This window comes from Methylobacterium sp. Leaf104 (assembly GCF_001422885.1).
Lineage (GTDB): Bacteria > Pseudomonadota > Alphaproteobacteria > Rhizobiales > Beijerinckiaceae > Methylobacterium.
The window spans coordinates 124610-141330 of the sequence record NZ_LMMZ01000001.1 but is presented as its reverse complement, the minus strand read 5'-3'; the positions used below and the strand labels follow the sequence as shown (position 1 = coordinate 141330).

The 16721-nt window shown below is 72.9% G+C and carries 17 protein-coding genes and 1 riboswitch; of the genes, 8 read left to right on the top strand and 9 right to left on the bottom strand.

Translation table 11 applies throughout. The features are described 5' to 3' along the window. Positions 1 to 53 precede the first annotated feature (53 nt). From ASF49_RS00680 to ASF49_RS00670, 3 genes are all read right to left on the bottom strand, one after another. Entirely contained in the window at positions 54 to 1583 is a 1530-nt protein-coding gene (locus ASF49_RS00680; RefSeq protein ID WP_056466177.1) for a malonate--CoA ligase, read from the bottom strand. A gap of 146 nt (positions 1584 to 1729) precedes the next feature. After that, on the bottom strand, positions 1730 to 3136 hold the full coding sequence (locus ASF49_RS00675) for a malonyl-CoA decarboxylase (RefSeq protein ID WP_056466174.1): 1407 nt from the start codon (positions 3134 to 3136) through the stop codon (positions 1730 to 1732). Positions 3137 to 3302: 166 nt separating this feature from the next. Continuing rightward, positions 3303 to 3503, bottom strand: a complete 201-nt coding sequence (locus ASF49_RS00670) for a hypothetical protein (RefSeq protein WP_056214779.1) — start codon at positions 3501 to 3503, stop codon at positions 3303 to 3305. Positions 3504 to 3999: 496 nt separating this feature from the next. On the opposite strand from ASF49_RS00670, the gene ASF49_RS00665 reads away from it, so the two are divergent. Next, on the top strand, positions 4000 to 5193 hold the full coding sequence (locus ASF49_RS00665; RefSeq protein WP_082510708.1) for an MFS transporter: 1194 nt from the start codon (positions 4000 to 4002) through the stop codon (positions 5191 to 5193). Between the two features lie 7 nt (positions 5194 to 5200). Here ASF49_RS00665 and cobD read toward each other — a convergent pair whose 3' ends face one another. Beyond that, positions 5201 to 6205 carry a threonine-phosphate decarboxylase CobD gene (gene cobD, locus ASF49_RS00660; RefSeq protein WP_056466171.1) on the bottom strand — a complete coding sequence of 335 codons (1005 nt, stop codon included), beginning with the start codon at positions 6203 to 6205 and terminating at the stop codon, positions 5201 to 5203. Positions 6206 to 6217: 12 nt separating this feature from the next. On the opposite strand from cobD, the gene cbiB reads away from it, so the two are divergent. After that, on the top strand, positions 6218 to 7219 hold the full coding sequence (gene cbiB / locus ASF49_RS00655; RefSeq protein WP_056466167.1) for an adenosylcobinamide-phosphate synthase CbiB: 1002 nt from the start codon (positions 6218 to 6220) through the stop codon (positions 7217 to 7219). Between the two features lie 8 nt (positions 7220 to 7227). Further along, positions 7228 to 8367 carry a DUF3616 domain-containing protein gene (locus ASF49_RS00650; RefSeq protein WP_056466164.1) on the top strand — a complete coding sequence of 380 codons (1140 nt, stop codon included), beginning with the start codon at positions 7228 to 7230 and terminating at the stop codon, positions 8365 to 8367. Here ASF49_RS00650 and ASF49_RS00645 read toward each other — a convergent pair. The 5 genes from ASF49_RS00645 to cobU all read right to left on the bottom strand — a co-directional run bounded on the left by ASF49_RS00645 (position 8354) and on the right by cobU (position 13059). After that, a complete protein-coding gene (locus ASF49_RS00645) occupies positions 8354 to 9697 on the bottom strand; it encodes an MFS transporter (RefSeq protein WP_056466161.1) in 1344 nt (447 codons plus the stop codon). The genes ASF49_RS00650 and ASF49_RS00645 overlap by 14 nt on opposite strands. A gap of 65 nt (positions 9698 to 9762) precedes the next feature. Then, positions 9763 to 11217 carry a cobyric acid synthase gene (locus ASF49_RS00640; RefSeq protein WP_200929993.1) on the bottom strand — a complete coding sequence of 485 codons (1455 nt, stop codon included), beginning with the start codon at positions 11215 to 11217 and terminating at the stop codon, positions 9763 to 9765. Next, positions 11214 to 11930 (bottom strand): hypothetical protein, encoded by a 717-nt coding sequence (locus ASF49_RS00635; RefSeq protein ID WP_156652740.1) that lies wholly within the window; start codon positions 11928 to 11930, stop codon positions 11214 to 11216. Before ASF49_RS00635 ends, ASF49_RS00640 begins: the two co-directional genes overlap by 4 nt. Next, positions 11930 to 12529 (bottom strand): cob(I)yrinic acid a,c-diamide adenosyltransferase, encoded by a 600-nt coding sequence (gene cobO / locus ASF49_RS00630; RefSeq protein WP_056466158.1) that lies wholly within the window; start codon positions 12527 to 12529, stop codon positions 11930 to 11932. The genes ASF49_RS00635 and cobO overlap by 1 nt, the downstream gene beginning before the upstream one ends. After that, positions 12526 to 13059, bottom strand: coding sequence for a bifunctional adenosylcobinamide kinase/adenosylcobinamide-phosphate guanylyltransferase (gene cobU, locus ASF49_RS00625; protein WP_431739878.1), 534 nt, complete (start codon positions 13057 to 13059; stop codon positions 12526 to 12528). Before cobU ends, cobO begins: the two co-directional genes overlap by 4 nt. Positions 13060 to 13144: 85 nt before the next feature. After that, positions 13145 to 13337: riboswitch (cobalamin riboswitch) on the top strand. Between the two features lie 52 nt (positions 13338 to 13389). On the opposite strand from cobU, the gene ASF49_RS00620 reads away from it, so the two are divergent. The 5 genes from ASF49_RS00620 to ASF49_RS00600 are packed head-to-tail and all read left to right on the top strand — an operon-like array spanning position 13390 to position 16721. Beyond that, the gene (locus ASF49_RS00620; RefSeq protein WP_056466150.1) at positions 13390 to 13566 is read left to right on the top strand and encodes a CbtB domain-containing protein; all 177 of its coding nucleotides are present in this window, start codon (positions 13390 to 13392) and stop codon (positions 13564 to 13566) included. 27 nt (positions 13567 to 13593) lie between these two features. Further along, complete coding sequence (locus ASF49_RS00615) at positions 13594 to 14352, top strand: CbtA family protein (protein WP_056466144.1); 759 nt, start codon at positions 13594 to 13596, stop codon at positions 14350 to 14352. Then, a complete protein-coding gene (locus ASF49_RS00610; RefSeq protein WP_056466142.1) occupies positions 14345 to 14773 on the top strand; it encodes a DUF1636 family protein in 429 nt (142 codons plus the stop codon). The genes ASF49_RS00615 and ASF49_RS00610 overlap by 8 nt, the downstream gene beginning before the upstream one ends. After that, positions 14770 to 15804: a cobalamin biosynthesis protein CobW gene (gene cobW / locus ASF49_RS00605; protein WP_056466138.1), complete on the top strand. Its 1035-nt coding sequence runs from the start codon at positions 14770 to 14772 to the stop codon at positions 15802 to 15804. Before ASF49_RS00610 ends, cobW begins: the two co-directional genes overlap by 4 nt. Then, entirely contained in the window at positions 15801 to 16721 is a 921-nt protein-coding gene (locus ASF49_RS00600) for a DUF4349 domain-containing protein (protein WP_056466135.1), read from the top strand. Before cobW ends, ASF49_RS00600 begins: the two co-directional genes overlap by 4 nt.

Below are 16721 nucleotides of genomic sequence, written 5' to 3'. Positions count from 1 at the left end.
CCGGGGGAGCATCGGACACGATGCCCGGCGGGTCCGCCGTCTCGCCTCGGCGTTCAGGCGCCGCCGGTCCCGTAGAGCCCGGCATGGGTCTCCCGCAGGACGTTCTTCTGGACCTTGCCCATGGTGTTGCGCGGCAATTCGTCGACGAAGAGCACGCGTTTGGGACACTTGTAGCGGGCGAGACGCCCCTCGAGGATGCGCAGGATGGCGGCCTCGTCCGGCACGTCGGCCCGGCCCACCACCACCGCGGTGACGCCCTCGCCGAAATCCGGGTGCGAGACCCCGATCACCGCGGATTCCACCACGCCGGGGAGCGCGTCGATCTCGTTCTCGATCTCCTTCGGGTAGACGTTGTAGCCGCCCGTGATGATGAGGTCCTTGCCGCGCCCGACGATGTGGACGTAGCCGTCCGGATCGATCTTGCCGAGGTCGCCGGTGATGAAGAATCCGTCGGCCTTGAACTCGGCCGCCGTCTTCTCGGGCATGCGCCAGTAGCCCTGGAAGACGTTGGGGCCCTTCACCTCGATCATGCCGACGGCATCGGCGGGAAGGACCGCTCCCGTCTCCGGATCGACCACCCGCACGGCGACCCCGGGCAAAGCCGGGCCGACCGTGCCGGCCACCCGCGCGCCCGCATAGGGGTTCGAGGTGTTCATGTTGGTCTCGGTCATGCCGTAGCGCTCGAGGATGGCGTGGCCGGTGCGAGCCTCCCAGTCCCGGTGCGTCTCGGCCAGCAGCGGTGCCGAGCCCGAGACGAAGAGGCGGATGCCCGCGGTGACCTCCGGCGTCAGCCCGGCCTCCTTCAGGAGGCGGGTGTAGAAGGTCGGAACCCCCATCATGGCCGTGGCGCGCGGCATCAGGGCGAGCACCTGGGCCGGGTCGAACCGCCCGAGGAACAGCATCGTGCCGCCTGTCGACAGCACCGTGTTGGTGGCCACGAACAGGCCGTGGGTGTGGAACACCGGCAGGGCGTGCAGCAGCACGTCCTCGGCCGTGAAGCGCCAGACCTCCGCCAGGGTGCGGGCGTTGGAGGCCAGGTTCTCGTGGCTCAGCATGGCGCCCTTGGAGCGCCCGGTGGTGCCCGAGGTGTACAGGATGGCGGCGAGGTCGTCCGGGCCGCGGGCCACGTCGGAGAAGGCCTCGGTCTGCGCGTCGGCGGCCTCCGCCAGGGTGCCGTGCCCCTTCGCGTCGAGGGTGTGCAGGGCCGGCACGCCGGCATCGCGCGCCACGGAAGCGAGGGCCTCGCGCTTGGCCGGATCGCAGACGAACAGCGCGGGCTCGGCATCGCCCAGGAAGTAGGCGATCTCGGTGGGCGTGTAGGCGGTGTTGAGGGGCAGGAACACCGCCCCGGCGCGGACGGCACCCAGGTAGAGGAACAGGAAGTCCGGGCTCTTCTCGGCCTGCACCGCCACCCGGTCGCCGGGCTTCACCCCCGCCGCCGCCAGGGCCGCCGCGTAGGCTCCCGAGCGCACGATGAGGTCGGCATAGGAGTAGCGCGCGCCCTCGCCGGTCTCCAGGAACAGCTTGGCGGCCGGATCGGCCGGCAGGTTCTGGCGAACGAGGTCGAAGAGGTGATTGGTCATCGGCGTTTCGGACGGGGTGGGACGAAGATGGCGGGGCGAAATTCGCAGGGACGGATACGCTGTCGATCGTCGGTTTCCTACGATCTTCGCTTCGCTCCATCGGAATGGCGGGAAATCCGGCGTTGCTCAAGCGCGGCGCGGGCGGATCAGGCCTCGGCGAGCGCCACCGCCCGCATCGGCGGCAGGTTGCTCCGCAATTCGCGGCTCACCGCGCCGGAGGCGGCCACGGTGCCGAGATTGGCATAGGTCTCGTGGTTCTTCTCGATGGCCGAGAGGTCGTAGAGGTAGTTGACCATCAATCCGCGGGACTGGGCGAGCCCCTTGGCCGAGACGTCGCCGAGGAAGTTCAGGCGCTCCAGCCGGGCGCCGTTGCCGAGATGGAAGCGCGCGACCGGGTCGAGGGGGCGCCCGCGCTCGTTCTTGGCGCGCAGGAAGTAGGCCGCCGCCGCCGGGATCATCGCCTTGCGGACGGCCTCGCACTTGGCCTTGTCGCTCTGCCAGTCCGGCTCGTCGATGAGCCGCAGGGCCTCGACGTCGTCGCGGGTCAGGCCCTGCGGCGCGTCGGAGCGGCGCTCGCGGTCGAGCCAGGCGGAGAAGCCCGGCACCGGCGAGAGGGTGACGAAGGTCTTCAGGCTCGGGATCTCCCGGGCGAGATCCTCGACCACCTGCTTGATCAGGAAATTGCCGAAGGTGACCCCGGCCAGTCCCTTCTGGCAGTTCGAGATCGAGTAGAAGATCGCGGTGGTGGCGGCCTTCAGGGGCAGGGCCTCGCGCTCATGGGCCAGGATCGGCGCGATGGCGGGAGCGATGCCGGCGGTGAGCGCGACTTCGACGAAGATCAGCGGCTCGTCCACCAGGGCCGGGTGGAAGAACGCGAAGCAGCGCCGGTCGGTCGGCTCGATCCGGCGGCGCAGGTCGTCCCAGCCGGTGATCTCGTGCACCGCCTCGTAGCGGATGATCTTCTCGAGGATGTGCGCCGGTGTCGTCCAGTCGATGTGGCGCAGCACCAGGAAGCCGCGGTTGAACCAGGAGGCGAACAGGTGCTCGAAATCGCTGTCGAGGCTGTCGGCGGCGTCGATGAGGTCGGGATGGGCCTCCTCGCGCCGGAGGTCGCGGCGAAGCCCGAACAGGTCCTCGCGCATCCGCACCAGGGCGCGGGTCCCGTCCCTGGCGAGGTTCAGGCGACGGATGAGTTCCTGGCTGCGCGGCTCGGCCGCGTCGTGGAGCGCTCCCAGGGCGGCCCGGGTCGGATCGGCCCGGTAGGCGGCGATCGCCTCGTCCACGGCGGCATGGTCGGCGGCGAACTCGGTGGCGACGAGGCGCAGGAAGCTGGCGCGCTCGGGTCCCGCCAGGGTGGCGTAGCGCTCGAGGATGAGCCGGGCCAGGGCGACGCCGGAGGCCTCGCCCCGGCGGGAGATCAGATCCTCGCAGAGCTTGACCAGTTCCTGCGCGTTGGCGCGGGCCGCGAGGTCGCCGCGGCCGATGCCGATCAGGTCCCGGCCACGGTCGCTGATCGTCTGGAGCAGATCGCCGAAGAAAGAGATCGCCGCCATGGCCCGCTGCCTGCCCCTTCGCTGGCGCCCGACCTGGGCGCGCCGGAGCCCCCGTATCACGGGGTCCCGGATCGGTCGCTACCTTAGGGCGGCGGCGTGCGCAGGACCAGAGACCGTGGCCGTAAAGACGTGTGCGGCCAGGCCGCCGCGTCGGGCTCGCCCGGGCTCAGTCCTGACCGGAGGCGGGGGCGATCTCCGCCTGATCGGCCCGCTCGCGCCAATCGACGACGCCGTGCTGCCGGGCGAAGCGCAGTTCGGCGGCGCGCAGGGCGCGCATCGGGTCACGGGCACGGGTGATGTCCACCGAGCCGACCGTGAACGGCACCCCGAGGATCTGCTTGGCAAAGTTGACGCGGTACGTCGCCATCCGAAACTCCCTGGTCGATGAGCGTGGCCTCGCCAGAACGCCTGCCCGACCTCCGCGAACACTGCGACTCACCGACTTCCACTTCAATCAGAGCGCAAGTCGCGAAAGAATCCAAGTGCAGGCTGCACGGGGATCGCCGGAACTCTGGTCGCCCATAACAACCGGTATATGGGAACCTTGAAATCCGGCGGAAAGCGCCCCGCGACGACGTGGCCGGTCCCAGGGCGCCAAGACAAAGGCCACGCTCCCGCAAGAGGAGATCAAGGTCTGTCCACGCCTCGGAGCCGGTCGCGGGAGGCCGCTGCGCGTCGCGCCCGGGACCAGGCAAGGTTGCCGAAGCGGGTGCGCAGGCTTAACCGGGCAGCGGATGCCATCGCCAGCGCCTCGATTCCGTCGCGGCACCGGCTTCGTCGACCTCCGAGATCCCATCCATGACCCTCCAAGTCTGTCCGTCGTCGCGCCCGCTCGGGTCCGGATCTGCCCTGGACCGGGGCGCATGAGCGGCGGGATGCGGACCGCCGGCACCGGGAGCCACGGGTTCACGCCGCGCGCCCGGCTCGGACTGACCCTGATCGCGGGCGGGGCCGTCGCCAACATCTACTACAACCAGCCCCTGCTCGGGCTCCTCGTCGGGGAATTCGGCGAGCGCGCGGCCACCTGGGTCCCGACCGCCTCCCTCGTCGGCTACGGGCTCGGCATCCTCGGCCTGGTGCCGCTCGGGGACAGCCTCTCCCGACGCAGCCTGATCATCGGCCAGACCCTCGGCCTCGCCGTGGCGCTCCTCGCCGCGGCACTGAGCCCGAACCTGCCCTGCCTGGCGCTGTCGGGCCTCGTCATCGGCATCCTCGCCTCGGCGGCGCAGCAGGCGGTGCCCTTCGCCGCGGAACTGGCGCCGGACGCCACCCGCGGCAGCGTGGTGGGCCAGGTCATGACCGGTCTCCTCACCGGCATCCTGCTGGCGCGCACGGCCAGCGGCCTCGTCGGTGCCCAGTACGGCTGGCGCGCGGTGTTCTTCGCCGCCGCGGTCGTGGCGCTGGCGATGGCCGGCATCGCCGCCGCCACGCTGCCGAAGGTCCCGCAGACCCGGCCCCTGCGCTACCGCGCCCTGATGCTGTCGATCCTCCACCTCGTGCGCAGCCAGCCGGCGCTGCGCCGGTCGAGCCTGTCGCAGGGACTGCTGTTCGCCAGCTTCAACGCCTTCTGGGCGACGCTGGCCCTGCTGGTCGAGGCCCCGCCCTTCAACCTCACGGCGGCGGGAGCCGGGATGTTCGGCGTCATCGGCGTCGCGGGCGCCTTCGTGGCCCCGCTCTCGGGCCGGTTCACGGACCGGCGCGGCCCGCGGCCGATGGTGGTGGCCGGCGCTCTCTTCGTGGTCGCGGCCTTCGCGGTGCTGTGGGCCGGCGGCGCCTGGTCCCTGGTGGCGGTGGGCCTCGGCGTCCTCCTGATCGACATCGGCCTGAACGCCGCGCTCATCGCCACCCAGACCCGGGTCTATGCCCTGGTGCCGAGCGCGCGCGGGCGGATCAACACCGTGCTGTTCACGGTGATGTTCGTGTTCGGGGCGCTCGGGGCCTTCGCCGGTTCGCAGGCCTTCCTCATGGCCGGCTGGTCCGGCGTCTGCGCCGTTGGAATCCTCCTGGCGGGCGCGGGCTTCCTCGTGAACGTGCTGGAGCCGAGGCGCGGCGTCTGACGCACCCTCAGCGGAGGATGCGCGACAGCCGACACCAGGCCGCCTTGTCCGGCGGCAGTCCGAAGCGCAGGCGGGCCGGCGCCTCGGGAAAGCGCCGGACATAGATCCCGGCCGCGCCGAGGCGGTCGAACAGGCCGGCCGCGTCGGGAAAGTCGGCGGTGCGGAACAGGCAGGTTCCGCCGATGGGCGTGCCGCCGGCCCGCAGGATCATGCGGTCGAGGCGCGCGGCATCCGCGGCGCGGGCGATGGCGGCCTGCCGGCGCCAGGCCGCGTCGGACAGGGCGGCCCGCCCGATGGCGAGGGCCGGGCCCGAGACCGCCCAGGGGCCGAGGGCCTCGGCGAGCGCGGCGGCGAGGCCGGGTTCCGCGAGGGCGAAGCCGAGCCGGATTCCAGCGAGCCCGTAGGTCTTCCCGAAGGAGCGCAGGACCACGAGGCCCGGGCCGAGGGACGGCCCCAGGGTCTCGATCGGCTCGAGGTCGGCGAAGGCCTCGTCGACGACGAGGAGGCCGCCGCGGCCCGCGAGGTCGCCGGCGAGCGCCCGCAGCCTCCCGGCCTCCCAGGTGCGCCCGTCCGGATTGTTCGGGTTCACGACGACGACCACGTCGGCGTCCCGCGCCGCCTCGATGCCCGGCACGCTCGCGACGGCGTGGCCGGCCCGGTCCCAGGCGGCGGCGTGCTCGGCATAGGTCGGCCCCACCACGGCGACGCGGGCGGGCGCCACCAGGCGTGGCAGGGTTTCGATCAGGATCTGGGTTCCGGGCGCGGCGACGATCCGGTCCGGATCGTCCACGCGATAGGCTTGCGCGGCGGCCCGCCGCAGGGCGCCGAGGTCGGTGGCCGAGGGCAGACGCTGGAAGGCGCTGGCCTCCAGGGCCGGACACGGATAGGGCACCGGATTGATCCCCGTGGAGAGATCGATCCAGGGCTCGGGCGCTTGCGGGAAGAGGCGCCGGGCGGCATCGAGGTCGCCGCCATGGGCGATCCTCTCCCCCATCACCGGGCCGCGCGCCATCACCGAGACCGCATGTCCTGGACCGCCCTCACCCATCCGCCCGATACGCTCATCGTCCTGGTGCTCGCGCTGGCCGTCGAGGCGGCGGCCGGCTATCCGGACCGGCTCTACAGGGCGCTCGGCCATCCTGTCACCTGGATCGGCGCGCTGATCGCGAGCCTCGACCGGCGCTGGAACCGCGGCGCACCCGCGCGCCGCCGTCTCGCCGGCATGGCCGCGCTTCTCGTGCTCCTCGGAATCGTCGGCGGCCTCGCCCTGGCCCTGACCGTCCTGGCCGGCGCCGCCGGCATCCTCCCGGCGATCCTCGTCCTGGCCCTGCTCGCGGCGAGCCTGCCGGCGCAGCGCAGCCTCCACACCCACGTCGCCCGCGTGGCGGCCGATCTCCGGCGCGACGGTCTCGCGGGCGGGCGCGTCGCGGTGTCGATGATCGTCGGGCGCGATCCCGAGAGCCTCGACGAGGCCGGCATCTGCCGGGCGGCCATCGAGAGCCTGTCCGAGAACTTCTCCGACGGCATCGTGGCGCCGGCCTTCTGGATCGGGGTCGGCGGCCTGCCCGGCGGCGCGCTCTACAAGGCGATCAACACCGCCGACAGCATGATCGGCCACCGCACCCCACGCCACGAGGCCTATGGCTGGGCCTCCGCCCGCCTCGACGATCTCGTGAACCTTCCGGCCTCGCGGCTGACCGCCCTGCTCCTCGTCGCGGCCGCCGCGCTCCATCCCGGCGCCTCGCCCGGCGATGCCTGGCGGGCGGTGCGGCGGGATGCCGGCCGCCATCGCTCGCCCAATGCCGGCTGGCCGGAGGCCGCCATGGCCGGCGCCCTCGGCCTTCGCCTCGCCGGCCCCCGCACCTACGGCGCCGCCCGCGTCGAGGATGGCTGGATGGGCGACGGGCGCGCCGTGGCGACGCCCGACGACGTGGAGCGGGCGCTTGCGCTCTACCGCACGGCGTGCGGATTCCTGTTCGGGCTCGCCCTCCTGATCCTCGTCCTCCTCAAGGTTGCCCTCCCATGATCCGGTCGATGAAGACGCGCGTCCGGCGAGTCGCCGCGCCGGGCCTCGCCCTGGCCGCCCTCGGTATCGCGGGGCCGGCGCCCGCTTGCGCCGCCGAGGCCCCGCCGACACCCGTCACCGTCACCCGGGACTTCGACGGCGCGATCGAGGACGGCCAGGTCGGCCGGGCCTACGACATCAGCGGCATGGCCTGCCGGCCGGCGGACGCCGACGGCACCCGCCTCTGCGTCGTCGTCAACGACGAGAATCGCGGCGCGCAATTCGCCCGCCTCGGCGAGACCACGCTGACGCCCGGCGCCTCCGCCTACGACCTCGGCACGGCACCCTCGCCGGGCATCCGCGGCACGCCCCCGGCGCAGTCCCATTGCAGCGGCGGGTCGGGCAAGTTCAACCAGCTCGACGGCGAGGCCGTCGCCTATGCCGAGCCCTACTTCTACGTCACCGGTTCGCACGGCTGCACGCGGGGCAAGCGCAAGTACAAGCTCTCGTCGATGATCCTCACCCGCCTGCGCCCGAATGCCGATGGCACCGCCGCGGCGGAGACGGTGAGCACCTACCGCCTGTTCGACGCCCTGATGGCCGCCGGCCCGGTGCGCGACTTCGTGCTGCGCGACCTGGAGTTCGACTGGAACGCCCGGCCGCCGCAGGGCACGCCGCAGCCGAACGGACTGAACGTCGAGGGCCTCGCCGTCGTCGGCGGGCGGCTCTACGCGGGCCTGCGGGCGCCGAGCCTCGACGGCAAGGCCTTCCTCGTCTCCGTGCCGGTCGCGGCGCTGTTCGCGGAGGGGCCGGCCGCCCTGTCGGCCGACGTCGCGACGATCGCCCTGGAGGCCGGACCGGATGCGGGCATCCGCGACCTCACGATCCTGCCGGATGGACGGATGCTGGTGCTCACGGGCTCGTCCCGCAACGGCCTGCCCGTGCCCTACCGGCTGTCCCTCGCCGACCTGCCGTCCGGCACCCTGACCCCCGTCGCCACCCTCGCGCCGGTCCGCGGCGAGACCGAGACGGGCAAGGTCATCGACGGCAAGGCCGAGGCCGCGGTCCCGCTCGGGCCGGACCGGATCCTCGTCCTGTTCGACAGCCTGCGGAACGGGGCACCGCACGCCTACGCGGTCTCGATCCCGCCCGCGCTCACGCCACCCTGAGGCCGGGGTCCGCCTGCGCCGCGACCCGGCGCGCGGCGTCGCGGCGGAGCGCCGAGAGCACGACGAACATCAGGCTCGCACCGAGGCCGAGACAGGCCGCCAGGAAGTACATCGGCGCGAGGTCGCTGCCGGTCCGGTCGCGGATGAACGGCACCGCGTTCTGCGAGACGAAGCCGCCGAGATTGCCAACCGAATTGATGGCGGCGATCCCGGCCGCCGCGCTCGCGCCCTTGAGGAAGGTCGCCGGCAGGGACCAGAAGACCGGCTGGGCGGAGAAGACTCCGGCGGCGGCCACGCAGAGGCAGGCGAACTTCAGCACCGAGCCGGGCAGCAGGACGCTGAGCACCAGGGCCAGCGCCGCGACGAGGCCCGGCACCACCACGTGCCAGACCTGGTCGCCCGTTTGCGCCGCCCGGCGCGGCACCCACCACAGGGCCAGCGCCGTGATCAGCCACGGGATGATGTTGATGAAGCCGTTGACGGTGTTCGAGACCTCGAAGCTGCGCACCACCGTGGGCAACCAGTAGCTGAGCCCGTAGGCGGCCAGCGGGAAGGCGACGTAGACGGAGGCGAGCATCCAGACCCGCCGGTCGAGGAGCGCCGCGAAGGGATTGCCGTGCTCGACCTTCCCGCCGGATTCGCGCTCGGCCACGAGGGTGCGGCTCAGCCAGTCGCGCCCTTCCCGGCTGAGCCAGGGCGCCTGTTCCGGCCCGTCGGGCAGGATGCGCAGGACGATGACCGCCAGGGCCAGGGCGGGGATTCCGGTGGCGACGAAGACCCATTGCCAGCCCTTGAGGCCGAGGGTGCCGTCAAGGTCGAGGAGCGCGCCGCCGATGGCCGCGCCGACCGCGTTGGCGAGCGCGCTCGCGATCATGAACCAGCCGATCATCCGCGCCCGGTGGGATTGCGGGAACCACAGGGTCAGGGCGAACAGGACGCCGGGGAAGAACCCCGCCTCCGCGACGCCGAGGAGGAAGCGGAGGATGTAGAACATCGTCGTGTTCTGGGTGAAACCCAGGAGGATGGTGATCAGCCCCCAGGTGAGCATGATCCGGGCGAACCAGCGCCGGGCCCCCACCCGCTCCAGGATCACGTTGCTCGGCACCTCGAACAGGAAGTAGCCGAGGAAGAACAGCGACGCCCCGAGGCCGTAGACGCTCTCGCTGAGGCCAAGGTCGCCCACCATCTGCAGCTTGGCGTAGGAGATGTTCTGCCGGTCGATATAGGCGATCAGGTACATCACCCCGAGGAGCGGCATCAGCCGCAGCGTCACGGTGCGGATCGTCGCCTCGGCGACACGCGCATCCACCTGGGGAGGGGCCGGGACCATCGGGTGCTTCCTCGCCGCGCCCGTCGTGAGCCGGGCTTCGAGGCCGAGCCTAATCCCTTCGGCCGCTACAACGCTAGGGCGTGGAGCGCCTCGCAGGCGACATGCGCCTCGAGATGATCGGCCAGCCGGTCCAGCACCGCCTCGATGCCGGCCTCGTAGGCGAGACCGCTGGGGGCCGCCCCGAGGCGGGCGAGCCAGGCGCCGCGCTGGCGGTCGTCGGCGAACAGGCCGTGCACGTAGGTGCCGGTCACGCGGCCGTCGGTCGAGACCGCGCCGTCGGAGCGCCCGTCCGCGAGCCGGATCGCCGGGCGCGCCGTATCCGGTCCGGTGGTGTCGCCCACATGCATCTCGTAGCCCGCGAACGGCACGCCGTCCGGCAGGCTGGTGCCGGTGACGGCCGCGAGGTGCTTCTGCGGCGTCATCACGGTCTCGACGTCGAGGAGCCCGAGGCCCGGCACCGAGCGCGGCGCGCCCTCGATGCCGTGCGGGTCGTCGATGCGCCGGCCGAGCATCTGGTAGCCGCCGCAGAGCCCGAGCACCCGCCCGCCGCGCCGGACATGGGCGCGGATGTCGATGTCCCAGCCCTCGGCGCGGAGGGCTTCGAGGTCGTCGATGGTGGTCTTCGAGCCCGGCAGCAGCACGAGGTCGGCCACCGGGATCGGCTCGCCCGGGCGCACGAGCACCACCGCCACGTCGGGCTCGGCCCGGAGCGGGTCGAGGTCGTCGAAATTGGCGATGCGCGGCAGCACCGGCACGGCCACGACCTTGCGGCGCGCGTCGCCCGGTTCCGATCCGGCAAGCCCGAGCATATCCTCCGCCGGCAGGCGGGCCGCATCGGGAAAGTGCGGGATCAGCCCGAAGCTCGGCCATCCGGTCGCCTGCGCGATGGTGGCCATGCCGTCGGCGAAGAGGCTCGGATCACCGCGGAAGCGGTTGACGAGGAAGCCCCGGATCATCGCGGCATCGGCGGGGTCGATCACCGCCTTCGTGCCGACGAGGCTGGCGATGACGCCGCCCCGGTCGATGTCGCCGAGCAGGATCACCGGCGTGCCGGTGGCGCGGGCGAATCCCATATTGGCGATGTCGCCGGGCCTGAGATTGACCTCCGAGGCCGAACCCGCGCCCTCCACCACCACGAGGTCGGCTTGCGCCTTCAGGTACGAAAAGCTCTCCAGCACGGAGGCGAGGAGGCGCGGCTTCCAGGCCTGGTAGTCGCGCGCCCGGGCGGTGCCGACCATGCGGCCCTGGACCACGACCTGGCTGCCGGTCTCGCTCTGGGGCTTGAGCAGCACCGGGTTCATGTGCACCGAGAGCGCCACCCCGGCGGCCCGCGCCTGCAGCGCCTGCGCCCGCCCGATCTCGCCGCCATCGGCGGTGACGGCGGCGTTGTTCGACATGTTCTGCGGCTTGAAGGGCCGCACGGCGAGCCCCCGCCGCGCGAAGACCCGGCACAGACCGGCCACGATCAGCGACTTGCCGACATCCGAGCCGGTGCCCTGGATCATGATGGCGCGGGTCATGGCCGAGGCCGCTCCGACGGGGGCGCGGCACAGGCCGGATCGGCCGGCCGCGCGGCGCGACGGAAGGCCAGGACGGCGGCGCCGTAGGTCTCGACGACCTCCGCGAACGGCACCCGCCCCGCCGTGAACAGCACGGCCCGGTGCCGGAACAGGTGGTCGGGGATCGCGAGGGCGCCGCAGGTCTCCGCCGGGGGCGGCGCCTGCTCCCACCCTAACGGCAGGGGCTGCCACAGGAACTCCGCGCCGACGGTCTGCCGCGTCGTGCCGAGGGCCTGGACCGCCCGGCCGAACGGCGTGTCGGTCGTCTCGAGAAGGCGGTTCATCTCCGGCGTCAGGCGTTCCGGCACGTACCAGTTGTCCGCCTCCGACAGGAGGTGATCGCCGCAGGCGAGCTTCACCTGTCGGTAGCGGAGGACCGTGTCCGAGCCGGCATTCAGGCGCCGCCGGGTCTCGTCCGAGGCCGGTTTGTCCACCCCGCTCTGCAGGTTCGCCGCGAGCCGGGGCGTGGCGGCCATCCCATGCTCGGCACACCACCCTTCGAGGGTCGCGGTGGCGGAGCGGCTGGCGAGCAGCCGGGCGTTCAGCCCCTCCATCACCGCCAGGGCCTCGACGCGGCCGAGATAGGTGGCGGGCCAGGCCGGCGCGGGCTCGGCGCGCAGCCCGTGGGGTCCCGTCAGCGTGGACAGCGCGACCGCAACCATGGCCACCCGCATCAGAACTCGATCCCCTCCTGCGCCTTCACCCCGGCGGCGAAGTGGTGCTTCACGCTGCCCATCTCGGTGACGAGGTCGGCGGCCTCGATCAGGGCCGGCTTGGCGTTGCGCCCCGTGACGATGACGTGGAGGTCCGGCCGGCGCGCCCGGAAGGCCGCCACCACGGCGTCGAGGTCCAGGTAGTCGTAGCGCAGCGCGATGTTGAGCTCGTCCAGCACCACGAGGCGGATCGTCGGGTCGGCCATCAGGTCGAGGGCCTTGGCCCAGGCATGCTCGGCGGCGGCGATGTCGCGGGCCTTGTCCTGGGTCTCCCAGGTGAAGCCCTCGCCGAGGGTGTGCCAGTCGATCCGATCGCCGAAGGCCTTCAGCGCGTGCTTCTCGCCCGTGTCCCAGGCCCCCTTGATGAACTGCACCACGCCGACCCGCCAGCCGTGGCCGAGCGCCCGCAGCATCAACCCGAGAGCCGCCGTGGTCTTGCCCTTGCCCGGGCCGGTATTGACGATGAGGAGACCCTTCTCGATCGTCTTCTCCGCGACCTCGGCGTCCTGCACGGCCTTGCGCTTCTCCATCTTCTCGCGATGGCGTTCGGCGTCCGTCATGGGGTGGCTCCGGGTTGGGGTTTCACGATCAGGGGAAGGCCCGCCACCGTGAGCACCACGCGGTCCGCCTGCGCCGCGAGGCGCTGGTGCAGGCGCCCGGCGGCGTCGCGAAAACGGCGGGCGAGCGCGTTCTCCGGTACGATCCCGAGGCCGACCTCGCTGCCGACCAGGACCACCGGGCCGGGCGCCGTCGCGCAGGCCGCGAGCAGCGCGGCGGTGGCGGCCTCCAGGTCGGCCTCGGACAGGATCAGGTTGGTGAGCCAGAGGGTCAGGCAATCGACGAGCACCGGCCCGGTCGCGGCGGCGACCGCCTCGGCCAGGGCGAGGGGCACGTCCTGCGTGATCCAGCCGTCCGGGCGGCGGGCGCGGTGGAGCGCGATGCGCTCGCGCATCTCGTCGTCCCAGGCCCGGGCGGTGGCGAGGTAGAGCCAGGGTCGAGGGGACGCCTCGATCAGCGCCTCGGCGTGGGCGCTCTTGCCCGAGCGCGCGCCGCCGAGCACGAGGGTCATTCGGGGCGTGGGGTGCGGCATGCGGAATGCTGTGCCCGAATTCGGGGCTCGAGGTCAAAGGCGGGAAACCGGCCCGGGTCGCGTTGTCAGCGGATCGGCAACCGCGTAGAAGCATGGATCGGACGGTGCCCCGGGAATGGGGTGAAAAGGGAATGCGGTGAGGGGGCGACCCTGAAACCGCGGCTGCCCCCGCAACTGTGAGCGGAGACGGGACTGCCATCGGCCACTGGAGCGATCCGGGAAGGCGGCAGGACCAGCGACCCGCGAGCCAGGAGACCTGCCGTCCAGAGGGGACTATCGTCCCACCCGCTCGATGACGGCCGCCGGCGGGGCGGCCAGGAGATGAACGCGATGTCGACCAATACCCTCGTCCTGACCGGCACCCGCACCAACGAGCGCCTCGGCGCCGTGCTCGTGGCCGCCTTCCTCGGCCTCGGCCTCGTGTTCATGGTGGGCTTCGCCCCCGCGATGGCGCTGCACAACGCGGCCCACGACTTCCGGCACAGCCAGAACTTTCCCTGCCACTGAGCGCCCCCGCCTAAGGCAGACACCCCCATGATCATCCGGCTCGTGTCGGCGGCCCTGGTCGCCGGCTTCCTCGCGGCTGTCGTCGCGACGGGCCTGCAGCTCGCGCTCACCTCGCCGCTCATCATCGCGGCCGAGCGCTACGAGACGCAGGCCTCCGCCGCTGAACCGGCCCTGCTGTCGCCCGCTTCCCTGATCGTGCGGGTCCACGGCGGTCACGATCACGGCACCCGGGACCCGTCCGTCGCGGGTGGCGAGGTCGCGCCCGACTGGCAGCCCGGACCCGGCCTGCCGCGCATGGCCTTCACGGCGCTCGCCACCCTGGTGGGCGGCGTCGGCTACGCCCTGCTGCTCGGCGCCGTCCTGCTGGCCTGCAACCGCGAGCCCAACCCCGAGACGGGCCTGCGCTTCGCCATCGGGGGCTTCCTCGCGGTGGCGCTGGCCCCCGCCCTCGGCCTCGCGCCGGAACTGCCCGGCATGGAGGCCGCGCCCCTGGCCGACCGCCAGTTCTGGTGGGTGATGACCGCCGCGGCCACCGCCATGGGGCTGTATCTCATCGTGATCCGGCGGGCGCCGATCACCATCGCGGGCGGCATCGTCCTCCTCGTCGCGCCGCATCTCGCGGGCGCGCCGGAGGCGAGCCACGCCGCCTCGAACCTGCCGGCCTCCTACGCGGCGCAGTTCGCCGCGCGCTCGCTGGGCATCGCCTTCGTGTTCTGGGCGGTGATCGGGCTGGCCTATGGCTGGGCCTGGGGCCTGTTCGGCCGGAGCCGGGCCGTCCATGCCTGAGCCCGAGACCGCCGCGCCCGTCACCCTCTACGTCTGCGCCACCTGCCGGGCGGCGGGCGACGCATCGGAGCCGCGCGCCGGCGCCCGCCTGCTCGCCGCCCTCCAGGAGGCCGTGGGCGCCGGCGGCCACCCCGGCATCGCGGTCGAGAGCGTCGAATGCCTCTCGGTCTGCAAGCGGCCCTGCACGGTGGCGGTGGCGTCGCAGGGGCGCTGGACCTACGTCTACGGCGACCTCGACCCGGTGGAATCCGCCGCCACCATCCTGGACGGCCTCGCGCTCTATGCCGAGACGCCGGACGGTATCGTGCCGTGGAAGGCGAGGCCCCAGGAATTCCGCAAGGGCGTCGTCGCCCGCATCCCGCCGTTCCCCGCTCCCTTGCCGCCCGTCGCGGCGACCCCCCATCCGGACGCCGCCGAATGACCCTCGTCGCCAAGATCCCCTGCACCATCGTCACCGGCTTCCTCGGGGCCGGCAAGACCACCCTGGTGCGCCACCTCGTGGAGAACGCCAACGGGCGGCGCCTCGCCATCATCGTCAACGAGTTCGGCGACATCGGCTTCGACGGCTCGTTCCTGGCCGCCTGCGGTATCGAAGGCTGCGGCGACGAGGATATCGTCGAGCTCGCCAACGGCTGCATCTGCTGCACCGTGGCCGACGATTTCGTGCCCGCCCTGAACAAGCTCCTCGACCGGGCCGATCCGCCCGAGCACATCCTCATCGAGACCTCGGGCCTCGCCCTGCCGAAGCCCCTGGTCCAGGCCTTCCAGTGGCCGGCGATCCGCTCGCGCGTGACGGTGGACGGCGTGGTCGCGGTCATCGACGGCCCCGCCGTGGCCGCCGGCTTCTTCGCCGACGATCCGGCGGCGCTGGCCGCCCAGCGCGCGGACGACGCCAGCGTCGACCACGACAATCCCCTGGAGGAGGTGTTCGAGGACCAGCTCCTCTGTGCGGACCTCGTGGTGATGAACAAGGCCGACCTCCTCGACGAGGCCGGGCGCGCCAAGGTCCGCGCCGAGGTGGCCGGGCACCTGCCCCGCGCGGTGAAGATGGTGGAGGCCGAGCACGGCCGCCTCGACCCGCGCGTGATCCTGGGGATCGAGGCCGCGGCCGAGGACGACCTCGACGCGCGCCCCTCCCACCACGGCGAGGGCGAGGACCACGACCACGACGACTTCGACTCGGTGGCGCTGCCGGTGGCGGCCGCGGCCTCCGCCGAGGACCTCGCGATCCGCGTCGCCCGTGCCGCCGAGACCGAGGGCGTGCTGCGCATCAAGGGCTTCGCCGAGGTGACCGGCAAGCCGATGCGGCTCGTGGTCCAGGGCGTCGGCGCCCGCATCGCCCACCATTACGACCGTCCCTGGAAATCCACCGAGCCGCGCGACGGCCGCCTCGTGGTGATCGGCCTGAAGGGCTTCGATCAGGGCGCCGTCGCCGAGGCCCTGGCGGGATGAGCCGCCGCGCGGCCCTGCGGCGTGGCCCGGCCGGCTGCCGGCGGCCACCGCTGGCCGCCTTCGGCCTCGCGGCGCTGATCGGCCTCGGAGGCTGCACGGATTCCAAGGAACGGCCCGCCTCCGACGCGGCCCGCAACGCCGCCCCGGTCAGCCCGGTCGCCCAGGCTCAGCGGAACGCCGCCCGGCTCGCTTACGCGCACGACCTGACCATCGGCCTGCCGGCGGATCGCGTCGGCGCGCATTTCACGGCGGCGCGGGACCGCTGCCTGACCGGGACCGCACCGGGCTGCGTATTGGTGTCCGCGTCGCTGGAGGAGGGCTCGCGCCCGTCCGGCCGGCCCCAGGCGCAGATCCAGGTCCGGCTCCCCCACGCGGCGGTGGACGCGTACGTCGCCTTTCTCACGGCGCCCCTGCCGGGCGAGCAGCCCGGCGACGTCGTCGTGCGGCGCCAGGCGACGCGGGCCGACGACCTGACCCGCGCCATCGAGGACGGCGAGCGGCGCCTCGCGCAGCGCACCGCCTATCGCGAGCGCCTCGACGCCCTGGCGACCAAGCCCGAGACCCGCGTCGAGGACCTCATCCGGATCGCGCAGGAACTGGCCCAGGTCCAGTCCCAGATCGAGGAGGGCGAGGCCCAGCAGCGCGGCCTCCAGCAGAGGGTCGACACCGAAACCGTCGCCGTCGCCTTCCGGGCGGACCAGGCCCGTTCCGGCCCCCTGGCGCCGGTGCAGGAGGTCTGGGATCAGGCCGGTGCCACCCTCGGGGCCAGCGCGGGGGCCGCCCTGCGCTTCGCCATCGTGAGCCTGCCCTGGCTCCCCCTCGTCGCCCTCGGAACGCTCATCCTGCGCGGCCTCTGGCGCCTGCGCCGCCGCCGTCGCGGCGGGCTCCGGAGGCCCCTGAGGCAGGAGCGGCCATGA

What these genes read in the sequence shown, in the direction of transcription:
- ASF49_RS00665 (WP_082510708.1), top strand. Translation starts at nt 4,000, where the DNA reads ATGAGCGGCGGGATGCGGACCGCCGGCACCGGGAGCCACGGGTTCACG.
- ASF49_RS00615 (WP_056466144.1), top strand. Translation starts at nt 13,594, where the DNA reads ATGATCATCCGGCTCGTGTCGGCGGCCCTGGTCGCCGGCTTCCTCGCG.
- ASF49_RS00650 (WP_056466164.1), top strand. Translation starts at nt 7,228, where the DNA reads ATGAAGACGCGCGTCCGGCGAGTCGCCGCGCCGGGCCTCGCCCTGGCC.
- cobU (WP_431739878.1), bottom strand. Translation starts at nt 13,059, where the DNA reads ATGCCGCACCCCACGCCCCGAATGACCCTCGTGCTCGGCGGCGCGCGC.
- ASF49_RS00620 (WP_056466150.1), top strand. Translation starts at nt 13,390, where the DNA reads ATGTCGACCAATACCCTCGTCCTGACCGGCACCCGCACCAACGAGCGC.
- ASF49_RS00670 (WP_056214779.1), bottom strand. Translation starts at nt 3,503, where the DNA reads ATGGCGACGTACCGCGTCAACTTTGCCAAGCAGATCCTCGGGGTGCCG.
- cobW (WP_056466138.1), top strand. Translation starts at nt 14,770, where the DNA reads ATGACCCTCGTCGCCAAGATCCCCTGCACCATCGTCACCGGCTTCCTC.
- ASF49_RS00645 (WP_056466161.1), bottom strand. Translation starts at nt 9,697, where the DNA reads ATGGTCCCGGCCCCTCCCCAGGTGGATGCGCGTGTCGCCGAGGCGACG.
- ASF49_RS00600 (WP_056466135.1), top strand. Translation starts at nt 15,801, where the DNA reads ATGAGCCGCCGCGCGGCCCTGCGGCGTGGCCCGGCCGGCTGCCGGCGG.
- ASF49_RS00675 (WP_056466174.1), bottom strand. Translation starts at nt 3,136, where the DNA reads ATGGCGGCGATCTCTTTCTTCGGCGATCTGCTCCAGACGATCAGCGAC.
- cobO (WP_056466158.1), bottom strand. Translation starts at nt 12,529, where the DNA reads ATGACGGACGCCGAACGCCATCGCGAGAAGATGGAGAAGCGCAAGGCC.
- cobD (WP_056466171.1), bottom strand. Translation starts at nt 6,205, where the DNA reads ATGGCGCGCGGCCCGGTGATGGGGGAGAGGATCGCCCATGGCGGCGAC.
- ASF49_RS00635 (WP_156652740.1), bottom strand. Translation starts at nt 11,930, where the DNA reads ATGCGGGTGGCCATGGTTGCGGTCGCGCTGTCCACGCTGACGGGACCC.
- cbiB (WP_056466167.1), top strand. Translation starts at nt 6,218, where the DNA reads ATGTCCTGGACCGCCCTCACCCATCCGCCCGATACGCTCATCGTCCTG.
- ASF49_RS00610 (WP_056466142.1), top strand. Translation starts at nt 14,345, where the DNA reads ATGCCTGAGCCCGAGACCGCCGCGCCCGTCACCCTCTACGTCTGCGCC.
- ASF49_RS00680 (WP_056466177.1), bottom strand. Translation starts at nt 1,583, where the DNA reads ATGACCAATCACCTCTTCGACCTCGTTCGCCAGAACCTGCCGGCCGAT.
- ASF49_RS00640 (WP_200929993.1), bottom strand. Translation starts at nt 11,217, where the DNA reads ATGACCCGCGCCATCATGATCCAGGGCACCGGCTCGGATGTCGGCAAG.